The 21,511-nt window shown below is 70.4% G+C and carries 20 protein-coding genes; 10 read left to right on the top strand and 10 right to left on the bottom strand.

Going from position 1 to position 21,511, the window contains the following annotated elements; translation table 11 throughout:
* Positions 1–2: 2 nt before the first annotated feature.
* Both BM127_RS18030 and BM127_RS18025 read right to left on the bottom strand, forming a co-directional pair.
* On the bottom strand, positions 3–1,691 hold the full coding sequence (locus tag BM127_RS18030) for a SulP family inorganic anion transporter (protein WP_231263241.1): 1,689 nt from the start codon (positions 1,689–1,691) through the stop codon (positions 3–5).
* A complete protein-coding gene (locus tag BM127_RS18025; RefSeq protein ID WP_091200837.1) occupies positions 1,688–2,023 on the bottom strand; it encodes an ArsR/SmtB family transcription factor in 336 nt (111 codons plus the stop codon). Before BM127_RS18025 ends, BM127_RS18030 begins: the two co-directional genes overlap by 4 nt.
* 121 nt (positions 2,024–2,144) lie before the next feature.
* On the opposite strand from BM127_RS18025, the gene BM127_RS18020 reads away from it, so the two are divergent.
* The 3 genes from BM127_RS18020 to BM127_RS18010 are packed head-to-tail and all read left to right on the top strand — an operon-like array spanning position 2,145 to position 4,456.
* Positions 2,145–3,062 carry a CPBP family intramembrane glutamic endopeptidase gene (locus tag BM127_RS18020; RefSeq protein ID WP_091200835.1) on the top strand — a complete coding sequence of 306 codons (918 nt, stop codon included), beginning with the start codon at positions 2,145–2,147 and terminating at the stop codon, positions 3,060–3,062.
* Between the two features lie 49 nt (positions 3,063–3,111).
* The gene (locus BM127_RS18015) at positions 3,112–3,720 is read left to right on the top strand and encodes a sulfite oxidase-like oxidoreductase (protein ID WP_091200833.1); all 609 of its coding nucleotides are present in this window, start codon (positions 3,112–3,114) and stop codon (positions 3,718–3,720) included.
* Between the two features lie 7 nt (positions 3,721–3,727).
* Positions 3,728–4,456 (top strand): FAD-binding oxidoreductase, encoded by a 729-nt coding sequence (locus tag BM127_RS18010; RefSeq protein ID WP_231263242.1) that lies wholly within the window; start codon positions 3,728–3,730, stop codon positions 4,454–4,456.
* Between the two features lie 4 nt (positions 4,457–4,460).
* Here the strand turns inward: BM127_RS18010 and BM127_RS18005 are convergent, their stop codons facing one another.
* Both BM127_RS18005 and BM127_RS18000 read right to left on the bottom strand, forming a co-directional pair.
* Positions 4,461–5,099 (bottom strand): response regulator transcription factor, encoded by a 639-nt coding sequence (locus tag BM127_RS18005; protein ID WP_091200829.1) that lies wholly within the window; start codon positions 5,097–5,099, stop codon positions 4,461–4,463.
* On the bottom strand, positions 5,051–6,199 hold the full coding sequence (locus tag BM127_RS18000; protein WP_198554355.1) for a sensor histidine kinase: 1,149 nt from the start codon (positions 6,197–6,199) through the stop codon (positions 5,051–5,053). Before BM127_RS18000 ends, BM127_RS18005 begins: the two co-directional genes overlap by 49 nt.
* A 139-nt stretch (positions 6,200–6,338) precedes the next feature.
* Here BM127_RS18000 and BM127_RS17995 point away from each other — a divergent pair, with 139 nt between their 5' ends.
* The gene (locus BM127_RS17995; RefSeq protein WP_091200824.1) at positions 6,339–8,516 is read left to right on the top strand and encodes an MMPL family transporter; all 2,178 of its coding nucleotides are present in this window, start codon (positions 6,339–6,341) and stop codon (positions 8,514–8,516) included.
* 255 nt (positions 8,517–8,771) lie between these two features.
* Positions 8,772–10,037, top strand: coding sequence for a hypothetical protein (locus BM127_RS21965; RefSeq protein WP_139227789.1), 1,266 nt, complete (start codon positions 8,772–8,774; stop codon positions 10,035–10,037).
* A gap of 73 nt (positions 10,038–10,110) precedes the next feature.
* Here the strand turns inward: BM127_RS21965 and BM127_RS17985 are convergent, their stop codons facing one another.
* From BM127_RS17985 to BM127_RS17975, 3 genes are all read right to left on the bottom strand, one after another.
* Positions 10,111–10,536 carry a hypothetical protein gene (locus BM127_RS17985; protein WP_091200822.1) on the bottom strand — a complete coding sequence of 142 codons (426 nt, stop codon included), beginning with the start codon at positions 10,534–10,536 and terminating at the stop codon, positions 10,111–10,113.
* A gap of 196 nt (positions 10,537–10,732) precedes the next feature.
* Positions 10,733–11,605, bottom strand: coding sequence for a leucine-rich repeat domain-containing protein (locus tag BM127_RS17980; protein WP_139227788.1), 873 nt, complete (start codon positions 11,603–11,605; stop codon positions 10,733–10,735).
* 164 nt (positions 11,606–11,769) lie between these two features.
* A complete protein-coding gene (locus BM127_RS17975) occupies positions 11,770–12,822 on the bottom strand; it encodes a calcium-binding protein (protein WP_175507446.1) in 1,053 nt (350 codons plus the stop codon).
* 246 nt (positions 12,823–13,068) lie between these two features.
* Here BM127_RS17975 and BM127_RS23080 point away from each other — a divergent pair, with 246 nt between their 5' ends.
* The 3 genes from BM127_RS23080 (at position 13,069) to BM127_RS17960 (ending at position 16,537) form a co-directional block, all read left to right on the top strand.
* Positions 13,069–14,406, top strand: a complete 1,338-nt coding sequence (locus BM127_RS23080; protein ID WP_269213204.1) for a hypothetical protein — start codon at positions 13,069–13,071, stop codon at positions 14,404–14,406.
* Positions 14,407–14,649: 243 nt separating this feature from the next.
* Entirely contained in the window at positions 14,650–14,976 is a 327-nt protein-coding gene (locus BM127_RS17965) for a DUF2511 domain-containing protein (RefSeq protein WP_157829583.1), read from the top strand.
* A 208-nt stretch (positions 14,977–15,184) separates the two neighbouring features.
* Positions 15,185–16,537, top strand: a complete 1,353-nt coding sequence (locus tag BM127_RS17960) for a collagen-like domain-containing protein (protein ID WP_198554354.1) — start codon at positions 15,185–15,187, stop codon at positions 16,535–16,537.
* Between the two features lie 102 nt (positions 16,538–16,639).
* Here BM127_RS17960 and BM127_RS17955 read toward each other — a convergent pair whose 3' ends face one another.
* Positions 16,640–18,103, bottom strand: coding sequence for a protein adenylyltransferase SelO (locus tag BM127_RS17955; RefSeq protein ID WP_091200813.1), 1,464 nt, complete (start codon positions 18,101–18,103; stop codon positions 16,640–16,642).
* Positions 18,104–18,126: 23 nt separating this feature from the next.
* The gene (locus BM127_RS17950; RefSeq protein WP_175507445.1) at positions 18,127–19,800 is read right to left on the bottom strand and encodes an ATP-binding protein; all 1,674 of its coding nucleotides are present in this window, start codon (positions 19,798–19,800) and stop codon (positions 18,127–18,129) included.
* Between the two features lie 184 nt (positions 19,801–19,984).
* Here BM127_RS17950 and BM127_RS17945 point away from each other — a divergent pair, with 184 nt between their 5' ends.
* Positions 19,985–20,245, top strand: a complete 261-nt coding sequence (locus BM127_RS17945; protein WP_091200986.1) for a GlsB/YeaQ/YmgE family stress response membrane protein — start codon at positions 19,985–19,987, stop codon at positions 20,243–20,245.
* 23 nt (positions 20,246–20,268) lie between these two features.
* Positions 20,269–20,694 (top strand): PaaI family thioesterase, encoded by a 426-nt coding sequence (locus BM127_RS17940; RefSeq protein ID WP_091200985.1) that lies wholly within the window; start codon positions 20,269–20,271, stop codon positions 20,692–20,694.
* Here BM127_RS17940 and BM127_RS17935 read toward each other — a convergent pair.
* Entirely contained in the window at positions 20,682–21,416 is a 735-nt protein-coding gene (locus BM127_RS17935; protein WP_091200810.1) for a transporter substrate-binding domain-containing protein, read from the bottom strand. The two genes, BM127_RS17940 and BM127_RS17935, sit on opposite strands and share 13 nt — an antisense overlap.
* Positions 21,417–21,511: the final 95 nt, after the last annotated feature.

Raw genomic sequence — 21,511 nt, 5'->3', positions numbered from 1 at the left:
GCTCAGGGAGCCCCTTCGGCGGGGGAGTGCGCGACCCGGGCGGCGTGGATCCGTGCATGGGAGATGGCGTCCGGGGTCGTTGCGAAGAGGTGGCGCTCATGAGCAAGCTGGTCGTGGACCCCGAGCTCGCGGAGCACCCGCTCGTGGTGCGGCTGGACGCCGGAGAGCAGCACCGTGACGTGTCGACCCTCGAGGCGGCGGACGATGTCTGCCAGCAGGTGGGCGCCGGTCGCGTCGATGGCGCTCACGTGGGACATGCGCAGGACGACCACGCGCACGTGGGCCAGGTCGACCAGCTCCAGCAGGAAGTCGTGGGCCGCGGCGAAGAACAGCGGGCCGTCGAGGCGGTAGGCGACGATGTGCTCGTCCAGGAGCGACTGCTCCTCGTCCGCGTGGTCGCTGTCGTCGAGCGGGACCTCCTCGAGCCGCGCGGACCGGGCGGTCTCCCGGAGGGCGAAGAAGCCGGCCAGCACCAGTCCGACGAGGACGGCGGTGACGAGGTCGAAGGTGATCGTCGCGACGGCCGTGACCGTCAGCACGGCGGCGTCGCCCCGGGTCGAGCGGAGCAGCGCGGTCAGGCTGGAGACCCGCACCATCTGGACGGCCGTGGCGATCAGGACGCCGGCCAGTGCCGCCCGAGGGATCTCGCCGACCCAGCGGGCCGCGACCAGCACGATGAGCAGCAGGACGATGGCGTGCGAGAGGGCGGCGAGACGCGACGTCGCGCCGGAACGGACGTTGACCGCCGTACGCGCGATGGCGGCGGTCGCCGGGATGCCGCCGAACAGGGGCGTCACCAGGTTGGCCAGACCTTGGCCCGCGAGCTCACGGTCGGAGTCGTGGCGCTGCCCGACGCTCATCGCGTCGGCGACCGTCGCGGAGAGCAGGCTCTCCAACGCGGCCAGGGCGGCCACGGCGACGGCCGGCAGGACCAGGGCGTCCAGATCACCCCAGGGGACCGAGGGCACCGAGGGCACCGGCAGGCTGCTCGGGATGTGACCGATGGTCGTGGCTCCCCAGCCGAGCGCGGAGTTCGCGAGCGTCGCCGCGACGACCGCGACCAGCGACCCGGGCAGCAGGGGCACGACCCGCGCGAGGGCCAGGACCAGCACGGTGACGCCCGCTGCGACCGCCGGCGAGATCCCCGCAGGATGTGCCACCCAGGTCTCGATCGCCCGCGATCCCAGCACGAGGACCTTCTCCGCGTGCACGTCGACGCCGAGGGCAGCCGGCACCTGCTGGAGCGCGATGATGACCGCGATGCCGATGGTGAACCCCTCGACGACCGGGACCGGCACGTAGCGGATGAACCGGCCCGCGCCGGCGTACCCGAGTCCGACCAGGACCACACCCGCCATCAGGCCGACCACGAGCACCCCGTCAGGTCCGTGGACCGCGACGATGGGCAGCAGGACGACGGTCATCGCCCCGGTCGGGCCGCTGACCTGCACCCGGCTGCCGCCGAAGATCGCGGCGACGGCGCCCGCAACGATCGCGGTGACCAGGCCCGCGGATGCCCCCATGCCCGAGCTCTCCCCGAAGCCGAGCGCCAACGGCAGGGCGACCAGGCCGACCATCACGCCCGCCGTCAGGTCGCGACCCGGACGCAGGTGCGTCCAGTCAGAGCGTCGCGGCAGCAGGAGGGTGATCCGCGCCGTCGCCGTGCGAGCGACGTCCGTGGCGGTGCTCACGCCCTGCCGGTCGATGTCAGCTCGGAGTCGAGCTCGGCCTGCGCGGCGATGATGCCCGACAGGATGCTGCGGGCCGCCAGCAGCAGATCACGCACCTCTGGGACGCTCACCGAGTAGACCACTTCGCCCGCTTGTCGGTGCGAGACCACCAGCGACGTGCGTCGGAGCACGGCCAGCTGTTGCGAGAGGTTGCTCGGCTCGATCGCGATGAGCTCCAGCAGCTCGTGGACCGCGTGGTCGCGCTCGGAGAGCAGCTCCAGGATCCGGATCCGTGCCGGGTGCCCGAGCGTCTTGAAGAACTCGGCCTTGGCCTGGTAGAGGGGGACACTCATGACTGAAGACTACGCCACATGAAAACATCTTCATGTATAGAGGCACCTGCAGGGATCGGCGAGAGGAGCCGGGACCTTCGCCTCTTCACGGGAGATCGACGAGGCGGGCACGGTCGACGACATGGACAGCATCGCGCGTGGGCTCGTCGTCGACGGCGGCCCCAGCGCTGCCGGTCGGCTCTGCCAGGCCGTACGCCACCGACCTGCGCCTGCGTTCGTCCTCCTCACGTTCGCCTTCAGCTGGGGTGCCTGGCTTCCCCAGCTGGCGGCGGTGCAGGGGTGGCTGCCGATGCGGCCCTGGGCGGGATTCCACCTCGTCGGCGGGCTCGGACCCGCAGTCGCAGCAGTCGTCGTCACCCACTGCCTGCACGGATCTGTGGGGCTCCGCGAGCTGGGCCGCCGGCTCGTGGCCTGGCGAGGGCGACGACGGGCGTGGACCTTCGCGCTGCTCGTGCCGCCGACCCTGCTCGTCGTCGCTGCCCCGTTGTCGGCCTGGGCGTCCGGAGAAGGGTTAGCGTCGCTGGACTGGTCAGCCTTCGGTTCGTCCGCCGAGTTCAGTTCCCTCCCGGTCGCCGTCTGGTGGTGCGCCAACCTCGTCTTCTACGGAATGGGGGAGGAGCTGGGGTGGCGCGGCTTCCTGCAGCCGAGCCTCGAGGAGACGCGATCCGTCGTGAGCGCGGCGGGACTGGTGAGCCTTCCGTGGGCCCTGTGGCACCTGCCCCTGTTCGGGATCACCCCGAGCTACCGCGCGATGCCTCTCATCGGGCTCGTGGGATTCGCCCTCAGCATCTGGGTCGCCTCGTTGATCTTCGCCTGGCTGCTGCACCTGGGGCGCGGCAGCGTGCTGATCGTCGCCGTCTTCCACGCCTGGTTCGACATCGTCACCACGTCGCCTCTCGGACCCGGGGCCCTCCCGACGACGATGGGAGCTGCCGTGACGATCGTGGGCCTCGTCGTCCTGCGCAGGATGCTCCGGCAGCCACCCGCACCTCGCGAGGCTGCCGACGGCGCGCCTCGCCGTCGTCCGTCGCCTGAGTAGGCTGGCGTTCAGCACGACCGCGCTGACACCGCCACCCGAGGAGCGACCGATGCCCGTCACCCGAGGCTTCAGCCGACGCCGACCCGACTCCGCAGGCCGCCTGCCTCCCGGGCAGTACGACACCGGTGCGGGCTGGCCGGTGCTGACCGCCGAGGCCACGCCGCGGATCGAGCGCGAGGCGTGGAGCATCGGGGTCGACGGCCTCGTGGACCGGCCGACGACCTGGACGTGGGACGAGGTGCAGCAGCTGCCGACGTCGTCGTACAGCGGGGACATCCACTGCGTGACGACCTGGACCAAGCTCGACACCGTGTTCACCGGCGTCTCGCTCGACACCCTGCTCGCGGCCGCCGGGCCGCAGGCGGAGGCGGCGTTCGTGATGGCGCACTCGTCGACCGGCTATACGACCAACCTGCCGCTGGCGGACGTCACCGACGGCAAGGCGTGGGTCGTGTGGGAGTTCGACGGCAAGCCGCTGACCGCGGAGCACGGGGGACCGGTGCGACTGCTCGTCCCGCACCTCTACTTCTGGAAGTCCGCCAAGTGGATCAGCCGGCTCGAGCTGATCGCCCAGGACCGGCCGGGGTTCTGGGAGAGCAACGGCTACCACGACCGCGGCGACCCGTGGCTCGAGCAGCGCTACCAGGGCGATGCGTGAGCCGGCGGTGAGCACGGACGACTCCTTCGCGTCGACCGCCTCCGGCGTCGGTGCGACGACCTGGACGACCGGACGCATCATCACCAAGGACTTCCCCGCGCCCCACCTCGTCCGGCTCCGGATGCACGTCGAGGACCGGCAGCGCCACTGGCCCGGTCAGCACTACCTGATCCGGCTGCGCGCACCCGACGACTACACCGCCCAACGGTCGTACTCGGTCGCCTCCGACGACAGCGACCCGCTCGTGGAGTTCCTCGTCGAGCGGCTGCCCGGTGGTGAGGTCTCGGAGTTCCTCGCCGACGTGGCAGAGGTGGGCGACGTCCTCGAGCTGCGCGGCCCCATCGGGCGGTGGTTCCGCTGGGACACCTACACGCCGGCGCTGTGCCTGGTCGGCGGCACCGGCGTCGTCCCGGCCGTCTCGATGACCCGTGCCGCGCGGCACCATGGTCGTGCCGACCTGCTCCGCGTCGTGGCCGTTGCGCGCACCCCCGACGACCTCCCCTACGCCGAGGAGCTCGCACAGGCGGGCGCGTCGATCGTCCACACCCGGGAGTCCTCTACCGCCCGACCGCCGGGAGCCCTGACCGCGGCCGAGCTCGCCCCACTCCTGGAGGGGGTTGAGCTGGCCTACGTCTGCGGCTCGGCCCGCTTCGCCGGCTTCGCGGAGGACCTGCTCGTCGAGTCGGGCCTCGACCCCGAGGCGATCCGCGTGGAGCGGTTCGGCGTCACCGGCTGACGCCTCAGCGCAGCCAGGCGAGCACGGCCAGCACCCGGCGGTTGTCGTCCGGAGCCAGCGGCAGGTCGAGCTTGGTGAAGATGCTGTTGGTGTGCTTGGCGACGGCCTTCTCCGAGACGAAGAGCGCGCCGGCGATGGCTGCGTTGGAGCGCCCCTCCGCCATCAGGGACAGCACGTCGCGCTCGCGCTTGGAGAGCCGGTCGAGCGGCTCGTCGCGTCGGTGGCTCATGATCGCCGCGATCACTTCCGGGTCGAGCACGGTTCCCCCGGAGACGACCCGCCGCACGCCGTCGACGAACTCGCCGACGTTGGCGACCCGGTCCTTCAGCAGGTAGCCGACGCCGCCCTCGCCGCTGGCGAGGAGCTCGCGCGCGTAGAGCTGCTCGACGTACTGGGACAGCACCATCACCGGGTAGCCGGGGCGGGCGGTGCGTACGGCGATGGCCGCTCGCAGCCCCTCGTCGGTGTACGTCGGCGGCATCCGCACGTCGAGCACGGCGCCGTCGGCGTCGACGTCGCGCAGCGCGACCTCGAGCTGCGGTGCGTTGTCGACGGCAGCGACGACGGTGCACCCGTTGGCCTCCAGCAGCCGGATCAGCCCGTCGCGGAGGAGAGCGTTGTCCTCGGCGATGACAAGGCGCACGGAATCTCCAGCGTGATCAGCGTGGGCCCCCGGTCGGGGCTAGAGACCACCATCGTGCCGTCAAACGCGGAGAGACGCCGCATGATGCCGATCAGGCCGCTGCCGTGTCGCGGATCGGCTCCGCCTCGTCCGTCGTCGCCGACGGAGGCGCGGAGCACGCCGGCGTCGTGGTGCAGGTCGACCCAGGCCCGGGTCGCGCCGGAGTGCTTGCCGACGTTGGCCAAGCATTCCGCGACGGCGAAGTAGGCCGCGGACTCGACCGGCTCGGGCGGGCGGCCGGCCAGGTCGGACAGGACGGTGACAGGCAGCGCCATGTCGAGGGCCAGCGCCTCCACGGCCCCGGTCAGGCCACGGTCGGCGAGCACGGGCGGGTGGATCCCGCGCACGACGGCACGGAGGTCGGCGAGCGCCGCACCCGTGGTGTCCCGGGCCTCCGTCAGCAGTCGGAGCGCTGCCTCGGGGTCGCGCTCGAACAGGTCGTCGGCGAGTCCGAGCGTCATCCCGACGGCCACCATGCGCGCCTGCACACCGTCGTGGAGGTCGCGCTCGATCCGTCGCAGCTCGGTCGCGTTGTGGTCGACGGTGTCGGCCCGCGACACCGTCAGGTCGACCACGCGCTGCTCGAGCTGCTCGGTGTGGCCGCGGGTGAGGAACATCCGGTCGATCGATGCACGCAGCCGCATGACGTGCGGAGCGCCGTACCACCAGAAGGCACCGGTGACCACTAGCACCAGCAGCAGGACGGTGACGAGGGCCAGTGCGAAGCCGACCGTGAGGGACACCAGGACCCAGAGCAGGTCGCGCCACGTCATCGGGTCGACGGCCCAGGTGCGCACCCTGGCCAGGGTGCTCAGGCCCTCGGTGGGGAGGTAGTCGGCAGGGACGTCGTGACCGAGGGTGCGCGCGGCCATCGACCGGTGCCGATCGGCGATCCAGCGCAGCGCCGGCAACCCCAGCAGCAGGATCGGGACGCCGATGGTGACGAGGGCGAGCAGCCCTCCGACGGCGACCAGCACGACCGCGACGATCGAGGGCACGACCAGGAGGAGCTGGCAGGCGGCGAACCCGGTGACGGTCCACGGACCAGCTGACGTGCGCATGCCCCCCATCCTCCCCGTTCCAGCCGCTCGGGGCAGTAGACCTAGGTCCACCCCGACAGGGGGCCTGGCGCCAGCGACCGGGCCCCTGTCCGAGGCCGAGGCTGAGGACGTTCGTCCACCTCGACGCCAGGAGCCCGCCATGTCCGTCCGCAACCCTCTTGCTGGAGCACCGCTCCGGGCCGCCCGCTGGAGCGCCACCCACCCGTGGCGCGCGATCCTCGGCTGGCTGGCCCTGGTCGTCGTGGCCGTGGTGCTCGCGTCGGCGGTGCCGACCAACACCGCCGACGACGCCGACTACCGCGAGCACGAGTCCGGTCGCGCTGCCCAGTGGATCGACGACGCCGGCCTGTCTAACCCGCTCACCGAGAACGTCCTCGTCACTGCCGGCGCCTCGGGCCTCGACCCCGCGCGGGCAGAGGCGGCGGCCGCCGAGATCGTTCGCGAGATGGCGGAGGTCCCCGGTGTCGAGGAGGCGATGGCGCCCGTGTGGAGCTCGGACCGGTCCGCGCTGCTCGTGGCCGTGCGCCTGGCCGCGGACCACGAGGAGACCAAGGGGCTGACGGCGGTGACCGAGGCCGTGCAGGAGGAGTACGCCGACCTGCGGGTCCGCCAGGCCGGAGACCTCACGATCGACGAAGGCGTCGGCGAGCAGATCGAGTCCGACCTGGCCTCTGCCGAGGGGATCAGCCTGCCGGTGACGCTCGTGCTGATGATGTTCGCCTTCGGTGCTCTCGTCGCGGCCGGGATCCCCGTCCTGCTGGCGGCCAGCAGCGTCGCCGTGACAATCGGGATCACCGCTCCGGTCTCGTGGCTGGTCCCGGCCGAACCCACCGTCACCAGCATGATCGTGCTCATCGGCATGGCGGTCGGCGTCGACTACTCGCTGTTCTACCTCAAGCGTGAACGCGAGGAACGCGCCCGCGGTCGCTCGACCCTCGACGCCGTCGAGATCGCCGCCGAGACGTCAGGCCACTCCATCCTGGTGTCCGGCCTCGCCGCGGTGGTCGCCATGTCGGGCCTCTACGTCGTGGGTGGCGTCACCTTCAACTCGCTGGCCACGGGCGCGATCCTTGTCGTCGCGATCGCCGTGCTCGGCTCGATCACCGTGCTGCCCGCACTCCTGGTCAAGCTCGGCCGCTGGGTCGACCGGCCCCGGGTGCCCGGTCTGTGGCGGCTCAACCGCCGCATCGGCCGCGGGGGGATCAGCCGGCGGCTGCTCGAGCCGGTGCTGCGACGTCCGGCCGTTGCGCTCGTCCTGGGCGGTGCCGTCGTGGTGGCGCTGGCCGTTCCGATGCTCGGGATGAAGGTGCACTCCGCCAACCTCGAGACGCTGCCCGCCTCCATCCCCGAGGTGGCGACCGCGAGCGACATGGCGAAGGCCTTCCCTCTCGAGGGCGCCTCCGTCGAGGTCGTGGTGCGCGCCGGCGACGCGGACACCGACCCGGCGCAGGTGCGCTCGGCCCTCTCGGCGCTCGACGAGGCAGCCGCCCGGACCGGCGACTTCGTGGCGGGCGGGGCGTCGGCCGCCCGGGTCTCGGACGACGGCCGGACGATGGTCCTCGACCTGGCGATCCCGCACGAGGAGAGCGACCCGCGCGTGGACGATGCGGTCGAGCTCCTGCGTGAGGACCTCGTGCCCACGGCGCTCGCCGGACTGGACGTGGACCGCGCGGTCGGCGGGGGAGCGGCCGAGTCGTACGACTCCGCCCGGCACCTGGCGACGTACCTCCCGATCGTGATCGGCTTCGTGGTGCTGCTGACGATGGTGATGATGGTCGTTGCGTTCCGCAGCGTCCTGCTCGCGCTCGTGTCGTCGGTGCTCAACCTCGCCTCGGTGGCCGTGGCCTTCGGGATGATGACGCTGGTGTTCCAGCACGGCTGGTTCGCGGGGGCGCTCGACTTCACGTCCCCGGGGTTCCTCATCGACTGGATCCCGATGATCGTGCTCGTCATCCTGGTGGGCCTGTCGATGGACTACCACGTCTTCGTCCTGAGCCGGATCCGCGAGCACGTACGACGTGGACTGCCTGCACGGCTCGCGGTCGAGCAGGGCGTCATCGACACTGCGGGCGTGGTGACCAGCGCGGCCGGGGTCATGGTGTCGGTGTTCGCGATCTTCGCCACGCTCTCGATGCTCGAGATGAAGATGATGGGCGTGGGCCTTGCCGTCGCGATCCTGCTCGACGCGACGCTGATCCGTCTCGTGATGCTGCCCGCGGTGCTGGTGCTGCTGGGGGACCGGGTCTGGGCTCGAAGCGAGGTCCCGGGTGAGCCGGTGGTGGAGCCCGCGCCGGTGCTCGTGGTCAGCCGGCCGTGAGGTCGGCGCACCGTCGCATGGCCGACTGTGAGCAGCGTGCGCGCCACCTCCTCGACGGCAGCCGCGCTGCTCGACCTCCAGGGTCTTCACTGGGCCTGGCGGGCGTTGTGTCCGTCGGGCGGGGCGACCCATCCCCCCGGGGTGGCCCAGTCTCCGTCAGCGGGTCGTGACAACCTTTTGGGCCGATGCGTAGTCATACGGGTTCGTCAACGGTCAAGGGGAATCATGAGGACCATCAGTCTGACCGCCGTCGCGTTGCTGGGCGCTGCCCTGCTCGCGCCAATGGGCACGGCTGCCGCAGCGGACGAGACATGTGAGGGCCAGGCGGCGACCATCGTCGGCACGCGCGGGGCCCAGATCGTGGGCACGGAGGGCGCGGACGTCATCGTCACGAACGGCGCGACGCGGGTCGACGCGCTCGGCGGCGGTGACCTCGTGTGCGCGACCATCGAGGACGGGGTCGGCTACAACCCCGTCTTCGCCATCCTCGGCGCGGGGGCCGACACGTTCACCGCCTCCAACGGCGGATCGCACACGATCTTCGCGGGCACGGCCGACGGCGCCGACACCGAGGCCGACGTCATCCGCTCCAGCGGCTACGGCCTCGTCACCTCCGGCATGGCAGCCCAGCCGAACGCCGACGTCATCGACCTCGCCTTCGGTGAAGTCAGTTGGAGCGGCATCCAGACCGCCCCGGGCGCGGTGTCCGTGGGTACGGACGGCATCCTGGGCGTTCGATCCGCCAACGGCGACGTCACCATGGACGCCACAGGCACCGTGACCGGCGCCGACACGGCGCTGATCTGGACGGGCGACTTCGAGAGGCTGGCTTTCACCACGTCGACCGAGTACGGGCTCTTCACGTTCCGCGGTACCGCTGGCACCGAGCACCTCAAGGTCGACGCGCCGACGACGTATGACCGCAACATCGCGCTCCGTGGCGGCAAGGACTCCTACGAGTCGGACAGCCTGGGCGGAAGGGCGACGCGGATCAAGGGCGACGGCGGGCGCAACCACCTGCTGCTCAAGCTCGTTGGCTATGGCCGGGTGCGCGCCGACCTGAGCCGTTCCCGGGTGACGGCCACCAGGGCGGGCGTGGAGGAATCGATCCGCGTCCGCGGCTTCGACGACCTCACCGTGACCGCGAGGCGCGCCGACGTCATCGGCACCAACCGCGCGAACGGCATCATCGTCATCGCGTGCCGGACGACCATCAAGGGAATGAAGGGCCGGGACGGATCGGCCGCTGAGGTCAAGTACGAAGGCTATGGCGAAGACTCTTGGACCAGGCCCCGGTGCTCCAACTACAAGGCCACGATCGATGGCGGGCCTGGCAACGACACCATCACTGGGAGCATGGGCGACGACCGCCTCATCGGCGGCCCCGGCAACGACGCCATCACCGGGAGGTACGGCGATGACCGCCTCATCGGCGGCCCGGGCAGGGACAACGTGGAAGGTCGGGAAGGGCGCGACGTGTGCCAGGGCGAGAAGGTTCGGCGCTGCGAGAAGCGCATCTGACCGCGCGTCTAGCGCGTCTCGTGGGCCACGCAGGGGTCTGGACATGGCGTCAGTGCGCGGAACGGAACCTGACTCACCGCCGTGATGACCGGAATGACAGCGCGGCCCATACCCCGACGCCGTACATGGGCAGCATGTACGCGAGGTACAGCAGGAACGACGACAGCGAGCCGTCCTCGTTTCGCTGCGTGAGCACGAAGGCCGCCAACACGACGAAGGTGGTCCCGACGACCACCTGCTCACCGGTGGTCCAGTTCGTACCGCGCCTGGCGCGCGGATCGAGCAGTGTCGCAACGACGCCGAACGCAAGCATCGCCCCCACGACCGGAGCAAAGGCTTCCTCGCCGCGAGCCGCGAGCACGACGAGGCCAACGGCCGCGAAAGCTGCCGCGAACAAGATGCCCGCAAGGAAGCTCACCCGACGCGTGACCAAGGATGACGCTGCGCCGAGCAGTGCGCCCGCGGCAACGCTGACCAGCAACGCGGTCCCGGTGTCCATGAGGACTCCTCGTTCGGCAGTTCGTAGGTCAAGCGTGCTCGCACTGCGACCAACCCGCAAGAGGCACTCAGTCGGCGCAGGCGGCAGTCATGGCGCCTTCACCTGACAGTCAGTCCCACGAGTGCAGCTCGTCGAAGTTGGTCTGGCCCGTGTCGGTGCGCCGGATGAGCTCCTCCTGGGGTCGCTTCTGGAGAGCTCAGTCCTCCAGCCCGAGCTGGCGCTTCACGTCGGCAAGGCTCGGCGTGTAGGTCCGGCGGCTCGCCATGCGCAGATCGCGCAGCCGACGTAGTCCGAGCAGCGGTGACAGATCACCGTCCAGCACGTTGGTCGATCCGTACAAGTACAGCCGGTTCAGCCGATCCAGGTCGGCGATCGGAGACAGACTCACTATCGCGCCGCATTCGCTCACGTCGAGCTCTTCCAGTGCCTCGCACGCCGCCACCGCGTCGAGCTCTGTGACCTGCTTGCAGCCGCCCAGAGCCAGCGCGCGAAGCGCTGGAGACCTCACCTCTGCCAGGGCGGTGATGTCGTGCAGCGGGGCCGTGTAGATCTCCAGTGTGTCGAGCCACGAGAGTTGCTGCACTCCTTCGAGGGTGCGCAGCGCGGGCCTCTCCTTCATCCGCAGAGCGCGCAGCTGGCGCAGATGGGCGAGGCGCTGCAGGTCCTGAGAGTCGTACGCCAGCAACGAGACCCGTTCGAGGGCATCGGTCTCCGCGATGCTGTCGGCTACCTGGCGCCAGTCGCACGAGACGTCCTCGAGCCGGGGAAGGCGAGCGAGGTCGATCTGTGTGCCTGAACCTGTCGTGATCGCCAACGACTCCAGTGTGTCGCCAAGCTCGTGAACCGGTCCAAGGTCGTCGATGGTGCGAGCGAGAACTTCGAGCTCACGGAGCGGGAGACCCACGAGGAACCGCAGATCGCGAGCCGCGAATCCGCGCGCGTAGTTGGCAACCAGGCGGTCAGCTCCCGACTCGTGGAATGCCTCCGCAGCCTCTGGCGACCAGGGCCCGAGAAGGTCAAACTCAATGCCGCCGTGCGGCAGCTCGCGACAGGCGAAGTCAGGACTCACGCGTCCCATCGTGCCGGACCCACCGACCACCACATCGCATTCCACCTACGTTCTCGTCCCGCCCGGGAACGCACTCATGTGCCGCGATATGCGCGGATCTGCCGAAAGTCGGGCGTCCGCTCATGCCGATTGAGCGCCCCGGGCGATCGTCAGCCCTAGCGGTTTCAGCGTTCGCAGCGACGCTCGCGTTCGGCATCGCAGCGGTCCCGGCCATCCTGCCCGTAGGCGGTGTCGCGTCCGCCGCCTCCGCGGAGCACGTCCGACCCCTCGCCGCCCCTGAGGTCGTCGCGGCCGCTGCCACCGAGAAGCACGTCTGATAGGGCGCGGCCTTGGAGTTCGTCGTTGCCTGCGTTCCCGACCAACCGGTTGAGGCCCTGCCACCCCTGGATGCTGTCGTCGCCGGATCCACCACGCATAGTGGCTTTCATGCCCACGCACTCCGATTTGATCTGGGCGTAGGGGGAGTCGTCGGAGTAAGAAGCACCGCGGAGGGTGTCGTTTCCGCCTTTCCCGACGAACAGCACATCGCATCCCGCCCCCCACAGGTAGTTGTCCTCGGCGTTGCCTCGCAACACCGCGCGCGGCGCGACTACGCCCGCGTGAACGATCCCAGACAGGTTGACCGCATGGACCCCGCCGACCGTCACCATGTTGGTGTCCAGGTCGATCTCCACGTCCTGGTCGGCCGACCAGACGGCGATCCCGCCACCGGTGTAGGTGCCAGGTGTCCCCGTCACAGGCGCGGTGACCGTCAGGTACGCCCGCCAGGCGTCTGTCACGGTGTCATCCGTCCCGTCCGCGTACACATAGCTTGGGCCAGGTCCCCCGAGGTAGCGGTCGAGACCAGCACCTAGATAGGTAACGCTTGTTGTCAACCCAGCCTGGGACGCGTCCACCACGTCATCGCCGTCGCCCGCGACCACCAACACGGCGGACGGGCTCACGCACACCAGGTCGTTCCCAGCGACAGCGTAGGTACGCTGGGAGGTGCCGGTGACGATGACGTCATCACCCGGCGTGCCCTGAATGGTCGGGCCAGTGCCGACGATCGTGGCCGCCCGGCCTTGGCAGGTCTCGGCAGTGGCCGAAGCCGCCGAAGACGGTGCGCTCAGCGCCCCCGTAACAAGCGCGGTGACAACAAGTGTGGTCGAACGTTGAAGCACGGTTCCCCCTTGGGTGAGCCACCCCCCGATGACGGTGGGCAGCGTGTCGGTCACGGTACGTCGCATGCGACGGTCCTTGCTAAGACGCGCCGACCTCGTGACTAGTTGTCGGCGTTCGCGGTTGCGAGAGTCAAGCGGCTGTCTCGACCGTCCCGCAGACCCCGCTGTGAACATCCGCATCTGCCGCGTTGAGGTCACCCGCTCATGCCGATGAGCGGACGTCGGCGTCCGTCAGCACTTCGTGACAACTTTCTGGTCCGTTGCGTAGTCATACTGCTTCGTCAACGATCAAGGGGAATCATGAGGACCATCAGTCTGGCCGCCGTCGCGCTTCTAGGCGCGGCGCTGCTCGCACCTGTGGGCACGGCCGCCGCAGCGGGCGAGACATGTCAGGGGCAGGCGGCGACCATCGTCGGGACGCCCGGGGGCCAGATCACCGGAACGGAGGGCGCGGACGTCATCGTCACGAACGGCGCGACGAATGTCGACGCGCTCGGCGGCGACGACATGGTGTGCGCAACCATCCAGCGCGCGACCTACGCTCCCCGCGTCATCATGATCCTCGGCGGAGGGGCCGACACGTTCATCCCCTCCGCGCTCGGCGGAGCCACGATCTACGCGGGCACCGTCGACGGCACCGACACCGAGGCCGACATCATCCGCGCCAGCGGTTACGGCGTCGTCATCACCGGAATGGTAGGCCAGCCGAACGCCGACATCATCGACCTCGCCTTCGGCGAAGTTAGTTGGAGCGGCATCCAAACCGCCCCGGGCGCGGTGTCAGTGGGCACGGGCGGCGTCTTGAGCGGTCGATCCGCCCGTTCCCACGACCCGGGCGGCATCTTGGGCGTTCGATCCGCCAACGGCGACGTCACCATGGACGCCAGCGGCACGGTGACGAGGGTCGACACGGCGCTCACCTGGACGGGCCAGTTCGCCGGGCTCGAATTCACTACGTCGGCCGAGTACGGACGGTTCACGTTCCGCGGAACCAACAGCGCCGAGCGCGTCAAGGTCGACGCGGCGACGACGTATAACCGCGACATCGCGCTCGGCGGCGGGAACGACCTCTACGTGTCGAACAGCCTGGGAGGAAAGGCGACGCGGATCAAGGGCGACGGCGGGTACAACGAACTGCTGCTCGACCTCCATAGCCACGACCGCGTGCGCGCCGACCTGAGCCGTTCCCGGGTGACGGCCACCAAGATGGGCGTGGAGGACTCGGTCCGCGTCCGCGGCTTCAATGGACTCACAGTGGCCGCGAAGCGCGCCGACGTCATCGGCACCGACCGCGCGGACCACATCAAGGTCATCGCGTGCCGGACGACCATCGAGGGAATGAAGGGCCGAGACATACTCGACGCTGAGGCCAGGCACGTACTTTATGACGGAGACCCCTGGACCAAGCCTCGGTGCTCCAACTACGAGGCCACGATCTATGGCGGCCCTGGCAACGACCTCATCGACGGGAGCAGCGGCGATGACCGCCTTGTTGGCGACCGTGGCCGCGACACCATCGCGGGCGGCCCCGGCAAGGATCGCCTCATCGGCGGCCCCGGAAAGGACCGCGTCAGCGGTGGACTCCAGCGCGACGTCTGTCAGGGTGAGCGGGTGCGGGACTGCGAGAAGCGCATCTGACCCAGCGATAGGCGCATCTTGTAGGCCCCGCAGTGGGTTAGCTAGCAGCCGGGCCGCCCCCTCCCCGGGACGGCCCGGCGGCCCGTCCGCGGTCTGACCGCGCAGAGCAAGCAGCCACCTCGACAGAAGACGGAGGACGGCTTCTCCAAAGCGTCCGCTCATGCCGCGATGTGAGCGCGGATCTGCCGAGATGTGGCCCGCTGTCTGGCGCCACTTGGTCGAGGTGCGCCATACACTCCGGGCGTGCACCGACTCCTCATCTCTCTCGGCTGCGTCGCTCTCCTGAGCGCGTGCGGCTCACCGAACGAGGCCTTCAGCGAGACGACCACAGTCCACCGAAGCGACGTCGGCACGGCATGGCCACTGACCGTCGACTCGGTTCCACTCGCCTGCGACAGCGGCGTGGTCGCCGTCCGCGTCGCCGATCACGTCACCATCATCGACAACGACACCGGCGGCCGTGGCACGTCCACTACGTTCACCAAGATCTGGGCTACCGACGACTCCCGACCCGACGGCCGCATGGACCTCCAACCGCTGATCGAGTACGGACAGACGCTCTGCGACTGACGTCCGGATCTGCCGATGAGCGCGCAACCCTCGTGCTCGCACCTCAGAGTGACCGCAGAGCTCTTCAATCCGGTCAGGGTTGAGTGGCTGGCCCGCCATGGAGGCCGTGATCTTGATCGATTCGCCGGACAGGCGTCCGGGACGCTCCTAGGCTCCAGGCGCCGCTCCGCCAATCGGGTGGACGCCACCGACTCCGGGAGTCATCTTCGTGCCTTTCTCCATTCCTGCGCGCCTCAAGGGCCGCACCGTTCCTGCCTTGGTCGTCGCCGGCGCCCTCGTGGTCTCGGCCGGTGTCGGCGGAGCCACCGCCGGCGCCATGATCACGGGCCGCGACATCAAGGACGGCTCGATCACCTCCGCGGACATCAAGAACCGCACCATCGAGACCCGCCAGCTCAGCACCGAGGCCGTGGCCACGCTGAAGACCCGCTGGAACTCGGGCGTCGGCGCGCCGACCGAGGAAGGCAGCGTCACGGGTGACTGGTACGTCGACACCACCACCGGCAACGCCTACAAGAACACCCCGTCAGGCTGGGAGCTGCGCGTCAACATCATGGGCGCCACCGGCGCGCCCGGGGCGGTCGGTCCGCAGGGAGCCACGGGCAACACCGGCGCCAAGGGCGACACCGGCGTCGACGGCACCAAGGGCGACACCGGCGTCGACGGGACCAAGTGGCTCCAGGGCACGACCTCCCCGGCGCCCGGGACTGGTGCCATGGGCGACTGGTACCTGAACACCACCACCTACGACGCCTACGAGAAGACCGCTGGTGGCTGGGCCGCTGTCGTGAACCTCCGCGGTCCGGTCGGACCGAAGGGCGACACCGGAGCGCCGGGCGCTGCCGGTGCGACGGGCGCGACAGGCGCCGTGGGTGCGCAGGGAGCCAACGGCCAGCAGGGCACCACCGGCGCCACCGGTCCGCAAGGCCCGATCGGACCGCTCGGTCCCGTCGGTCCCATCGGTCCGATCGGTCCGCAGGGGATCAAGGGTGACACCGGTGCGATTGGTCCGCAGGGAACCACGGGCGCTACAGGTCCGGCCGGCCCGGCAGGTGCCTCGGGCGGCGGGGCCGTCCTCAAGGACCGCAATGGCGTGACCTTGGGCAAGATCATCTCCGCCGGCTCGCCCGGCGCCGGCAACGGCGTCGCCCAGTACAGCCGAGGAGTCCTGATCGAGACCTCCACGGGCTACATCCTCAACGTCGGTTGGGACGGCCAGGCTGCCAAGGGCCAGCTCTACTACGCGGGCAACTGCTCGGGTGACGCCTACTGGAACGCCGGCAACTCGACGCCGCAGACGATGTACGGCAAGAGCGCTGTCTACTCGCACTCGCTCAACCAGTGGATGGTGATCGAGACGGTCGCCAACGGCTTCGCCACCTCTGCCGCAATGCCCGCCATCGGCGGCTTCGACAACTCCGGCGCAAGCGGCTGGAACTGCGGCGTCCCGACCAACCAACCGACCCAGTCCGCCTGGAAGATGCGCTCGGCCACGACCGACGAGCTGGGACTGCCGGCGACGACGGGCAACCAGTTCGCCCTGCCCCTGTCGCTCGGCTGACCTGACGCAACCTCGGAGCACCAGCAGGGCCCCCGCTACGGCGGGGGCCCTTGCTGTCGCACCGGGGGTGCGGCCAGGTGGGGCCGACGGGGCGGAACCGTCCTAGGTCCCGCAGAACGTGCGGTAGTCGCCGAACGAGTCCGGCGCGGGTTCGGCGTACCGCTCCAGCCCCGGGCGTACGTCGTAGGGCTGGGAGACGACTGACAGCAGCCGCCCGAGCGGGTCGAGGTCTCCGGAGGTGGCGGCAGTGAGTGCTTCCTCGACGAGGTGGTTGCGGGGGATGTAGACGGGGTTGACCCGGTCCATCGCCGTGGCGTCGGGGCCCAGCGCGAGCCATCGCGCGGTCCAGGCGTCGAAGCCCTCGAGGTCGAGGAACAGACCTCGGGCCGGCTCCGCGTCACCGCGGGCCGCCGCGCCGAGCGCTCGGAAGAAGGAGGTGTGGTCGACCCGGTCGGCCTGCAGGAGGGCGACCAGGTCCGTGCCGAGCTGCGACGTGGTCGCGTCGTCGGGAGCGCCGGCGAGTCCGAGCTTGGCGCGCATGCCGGCCGACCAGACCGCCGCGTAGTGGCCGCGGAAGGTCCTGAGTGACTCGGTGGCGATCGCGACCCCCTCGTCCTGCGTCTCGGCCAGCAGGGGCAGCAGCGACTCGGCGAACCGGGCGAGGTTCCACTCCGCCGCGACCGGCTGGTTGGCGTAGGAGTAGCGACCGCCCGTGTCGATGGAGCTGTAGACCGTGGCCGGGTCGACGGCCTCCATGAACGCGCACGGGCCGTAGTCGATGCTCTCGCCCGAGATCGTCATGTTGTCGGTGTTCATCACCCCGTGGATGAAGCCGACCAGCATCCAGCGCGCGACCAAGGAGGCCTGCGCCGCGACGACGGCGCGGAAGAGCGCGTCGTACGGCTGCTCCGCTTCCGCGGCCTCCGGGTGGTGGCGAGCGATCGCGTGGTCGGCGAGGCGCCGCAGCAGGTCGACGTCGCCTGTGGCGGCGGCGTACTGGAACGAGCCGACCCGCAGGTGGCTGCCCGCCACCCGCGCCAGCACGGCACCCGGCTGGACGGTCTCGCGGTGCACGCCGCGACCCGTCGCGACCACGGCGAGCGAGCGGGTGGTGGGGATACCGAGGGCGTGCATGGCCTCGCTGATGACGTACTCGCGGAGCATCGGTCCGACGGCCGCCAGCCCGTCACCACCGCGCGAGAAGGGCGTACGCCCCGAACCCTTGAGGTGCAGGTCGCGGATGCGACCAAAGGAGTCGGTCAGCTCGCCGAGCAGGAGCGCTCGTCCGTCACCGAGGCGGGGGGAGTAGCCGCCGAACTGGTGGCCGGCGTAGGCCTGCGCGACCGGAGTCGCACCGTCCGGCACGTCGGTGCCGGTCAGCAGGCCGATGCCGGCCGGGCTGCGCAACCAGTCGGGGTCGAGGCCGAGCTCGACGGCCAGCGAGTCGTTGAGCGCCAGCAGCGCCGGGGCCGGCGTGTCCTCGGCCTGCCACGCGACGGCGAGCTCGGGGAGGTCGCGCGCGAAGCGGTGGTCGAGGGTCACGGTGGGTGACGGGGCGTGGCTCACTTCCTCGACGATACGCGGGCTCCCTACGCCACCGCGTGGGCGATCGTGAAGCTCATCGTCGTTCCCTCGCCCACGCTGGAGGTCAGCCTCATGCGGCTCCCGTGGGACTCGACGATGCGACGCGCGACGGCGAGACCGATGCCAGCCCCCTGCGTGACGTCCCTGCGTCCGTCGTGGGTGCAGAAGAACGGCTCGAACACGGCCGACTGATCCTTCTCGGGGATCCCGCGGCCGGTGTCGCGGACCTCGAACGTGACGCCTTCGCAGTCGGACTCCACCGCCAGGCGGACGGTGCCACCGTCCTGGGTGAAGTTGATGGCGTTGATGAGCAGGTTGGTGAGGACGCGGTCGAGCTGCTGGGGGTTGCCGGGCACGTCGGGCACGTCCGACGGCACGTCGAGGGCAGTGGTCAGGTGGCGACCGGCGAGGTGGCCCTGGACACCGGCCCAGGCCTGGTCGGTGAGCTGCTTGACCTCGACCCCGGCGTGGGGGAGACCGGGCTCGGACTGGATCTGGCAGAAGCCCAGCATGTCCTCGACGAGGCGCTGCAGGCGGCGGCCGTTGCGCACCACCACGTCGACCAGGTCGCGTTGTCTCTTCGTGAGCTCCTGGGCGTCGTCCTCACGCAGCATCTCGCCGGAGAGCAGGATGCTGGTCAGAGGCGTGCGGAGCTCGTGGTTGGCGGTGGCGATGAACGTGCTGCGCTGGTCGTCGAGGGCCTTGAGGCGCTCGACGAGATCGACCTGCTGGCGCGAGGCGTCCTGCAGGAGGTCCTGCGTCAGTCGTGGGGTGCTGACGTCCTCGCCCACGACGATGTAGCCGTCGACCACGCCCTCGGGGTCGCACACGGCGCTCACCCGGACCGAGTAGGTGCGTTGCTCCCCGAAGGGGAGCAGCAGGGTCACCTCCTGGGCATCGTCCTCGACGTCCCCCGGGGGCTCCCAGGGCCGGCGGGACCCGGTGAGGTCGGACAGGCTCTCCGGCGGGAGGAGGTCAGCGACCGGAGTCAGGGCGATCTCGGCGGCGTGGTTCATCGTGCGGATGACGCCGTCCACGTCCGCGATGAGGATGAGGGTGTGGGAGGTGCCGTCGAGGACGCGCATCAGTCGCTCGTGGTCGAGGTGGAGCGCGCGCCGGCTGAGACGCAGCGCGATCTCGGTGTCCACCGTCCTGGCGAGGTCCTGCAGGCCGGAGAGGTGCTCAGGCGTCCAGGTGCGCGCGACCTCGTCGATCACGCACAGGGCGCCCATCACGGCGCCGTCCGGCGCGTGCACGGGATAGCCGGCGTACGCGACCACGTCGCCGCTCTCGACCGCCGGGTGCCCGGCCAGGACGGGGTGCGTCCTGGCGTCCGACACGACCAGCGGCGCGTCGTTCATGACCACGAACTGGCAGAGGGAGTGCGAGATCGGCGTCTCGTCCGGCTCGACCAGCGACCCGGCCAGTCCCTCGACGCTCGGGAAGACCTGGCGGTCGACCTCGACGAGCGTGACCATCGACGCCAGCGAGTCGGTCATCTGCGCGGCGAGGTGGGTCACGGCGTCGAGGGCGGGGCGGTTCCATGCCGCCAGCAGTCCGGTGTCCCTGAGCTGCTTGAGCCGTTGCGGGTCCTCGATCTGCCCATCGACGTCGCGGAAGACGAAGACGGGCGGCTCGTCGGGCCCGGGGTCGCCGACGGTCGAGGATCGAGCGCACATCGCAGGCCGGACCGATCCCTCGTGAGACGGCACGCGTTCCATGACCGGTCGTCGGGTCCCGAGCCCAACGTCATGTGATCCGATGCTGACAATGAGGCTACGCCACAGGACGTGCGATGAGGCCGTTCTGATCGACCTGCGCGGCACCACGCTCCAGGTGCGGTTCGGGACTACCCTTTCGGGCATGCTCATCCTCGCCATCCTGTGCTTCGGCATCCTCGCCGGCGGCATCGCCCAGCTGATCCTCGGCCGCTCGATGAACGACATCGACTGGACGACCGCACTCGTCACCGGTCTCATCGGCTCGTTCGTCGGCGGCCTCCTGGCGAGCCTGCTCGCCGGCGACGGCCTCGCGCTGCGCCCCAGTGGGCTCATCGGCTCGGTCGTCGGAGCGTTGCTCGTGGCCTACGTCGGCGGACTCTGGGCCCGTCGTTCGCGCGCCTGACCGCTCGCGCCATCATGGTGGACATGACGAATGATCCCGACGGCTCAACCGGTCCCACCGATCTCGTCGGTGGCGAGAACGGCGCGTTCATCGACTACCTCGGTCTCGAGTTCACGAGCGTCGAGGCCGATCGGGTGGCCGCGACGTGGGTGGCCCGCCCCGCACTGCACCAGCCCTACGGCATCGTGCACGGCGGGGTCCACTGCAGCGTCGTCGAGACGCTGGCGAGCATCGGCGCCGGCACGTGGCTCGGCGAGCGGGGGCAGGTGGTGGGCGTCAACAACAACACCGACTTCTACCGCGCCGTCTCGGAGGGCGCGATGACCTCGGAGGCCACGCCACTGCACCGGGGTCGCTCGCAGCAGGTGTGGATCGTGGAGACGCGCGACGGCGACGACCGACTCGTGTCCCGCGGCCAGGTGCGCCTGCAGAACCTCTACCCGTCCTGACCGACCCAGTCCGGTGCTGGAGGCGCGACGGTGGCCTCGACGCCGCTGCGCGCCAGCTCGTCGCGGACGAAGCCGGAGGCCTTCAGCTCCTCGAGCTTGGCCGCGACCGCTGACACCGCGTCGGCGTCCACGTGCCGGGGGAGGCCGACGGCCTGGGAGATCTGCATGAAGGCCGGCTCGAGGATCCGACGGCCCGTCGCTGCGACGTAGTCCTCCATCGGCTGGCGCACCCCGGCGGCGACCTCGAGCCGCTGCTCCTCGAACACGTCGGTGGCCTCGTCCGCGCGCACGATCTCGGCGTGCTGCAGCGACCGGCTCAGGAACAGGTCGTACGCCGACCCCGCCCGGACCCCGATGCGTGTGCCGTCGCGGTCGACCTCGTCCGAGCTCTGGAGCGGCGAGTCCGCGTCGGTGACGTAGACGCCCTCGATGAGGACGTAGGGGGCGGTGAAGGCGACCCCCTCCTCCCGGGCGGGCTCGTTGGCCAGGAAGCAGAGGTCGGCGCGACCCTCGACGATGGCGGCGTAGGAGTCGCGCGCGGCGTCCACGCACTCGAGGTGGAGCGGCACGCCCAGCCAGTCCGCGACCTCGCGTGCGATCGCGACCGTCACGCCGCGGGGGTCTTCCTCGGTGCCCTGCGCCAGGACGGGGTTGCCGAGGTTGACGACGACACGGAGGGTGCCGGTGGGGGCGACGCGGCTCGCCAGGGTGGGGTCGGACACGATTCTCCTCGGGTAGGGACCGGACGGTGCTCAGTGTGCCCGAGCCCGCTCGACCCGACCGGGCACCCGGCACCGGCGCCAGTCGCTAGGCTCGG

Source organism: Nocardioides alpinus (genome assembly GCF_900112035.1).
Taxonomy (GTDB): Bacteria; Actinomycetota; Actinomycetes; order Propionibacteriales; family Nocardioidaceae; genus Nocardioides; species Nocardioides alpinus.
Note: the sequence above shows the minus strand (reverse complement) of the source record. Positions and strands in the feature narration are given on the sequence as shown.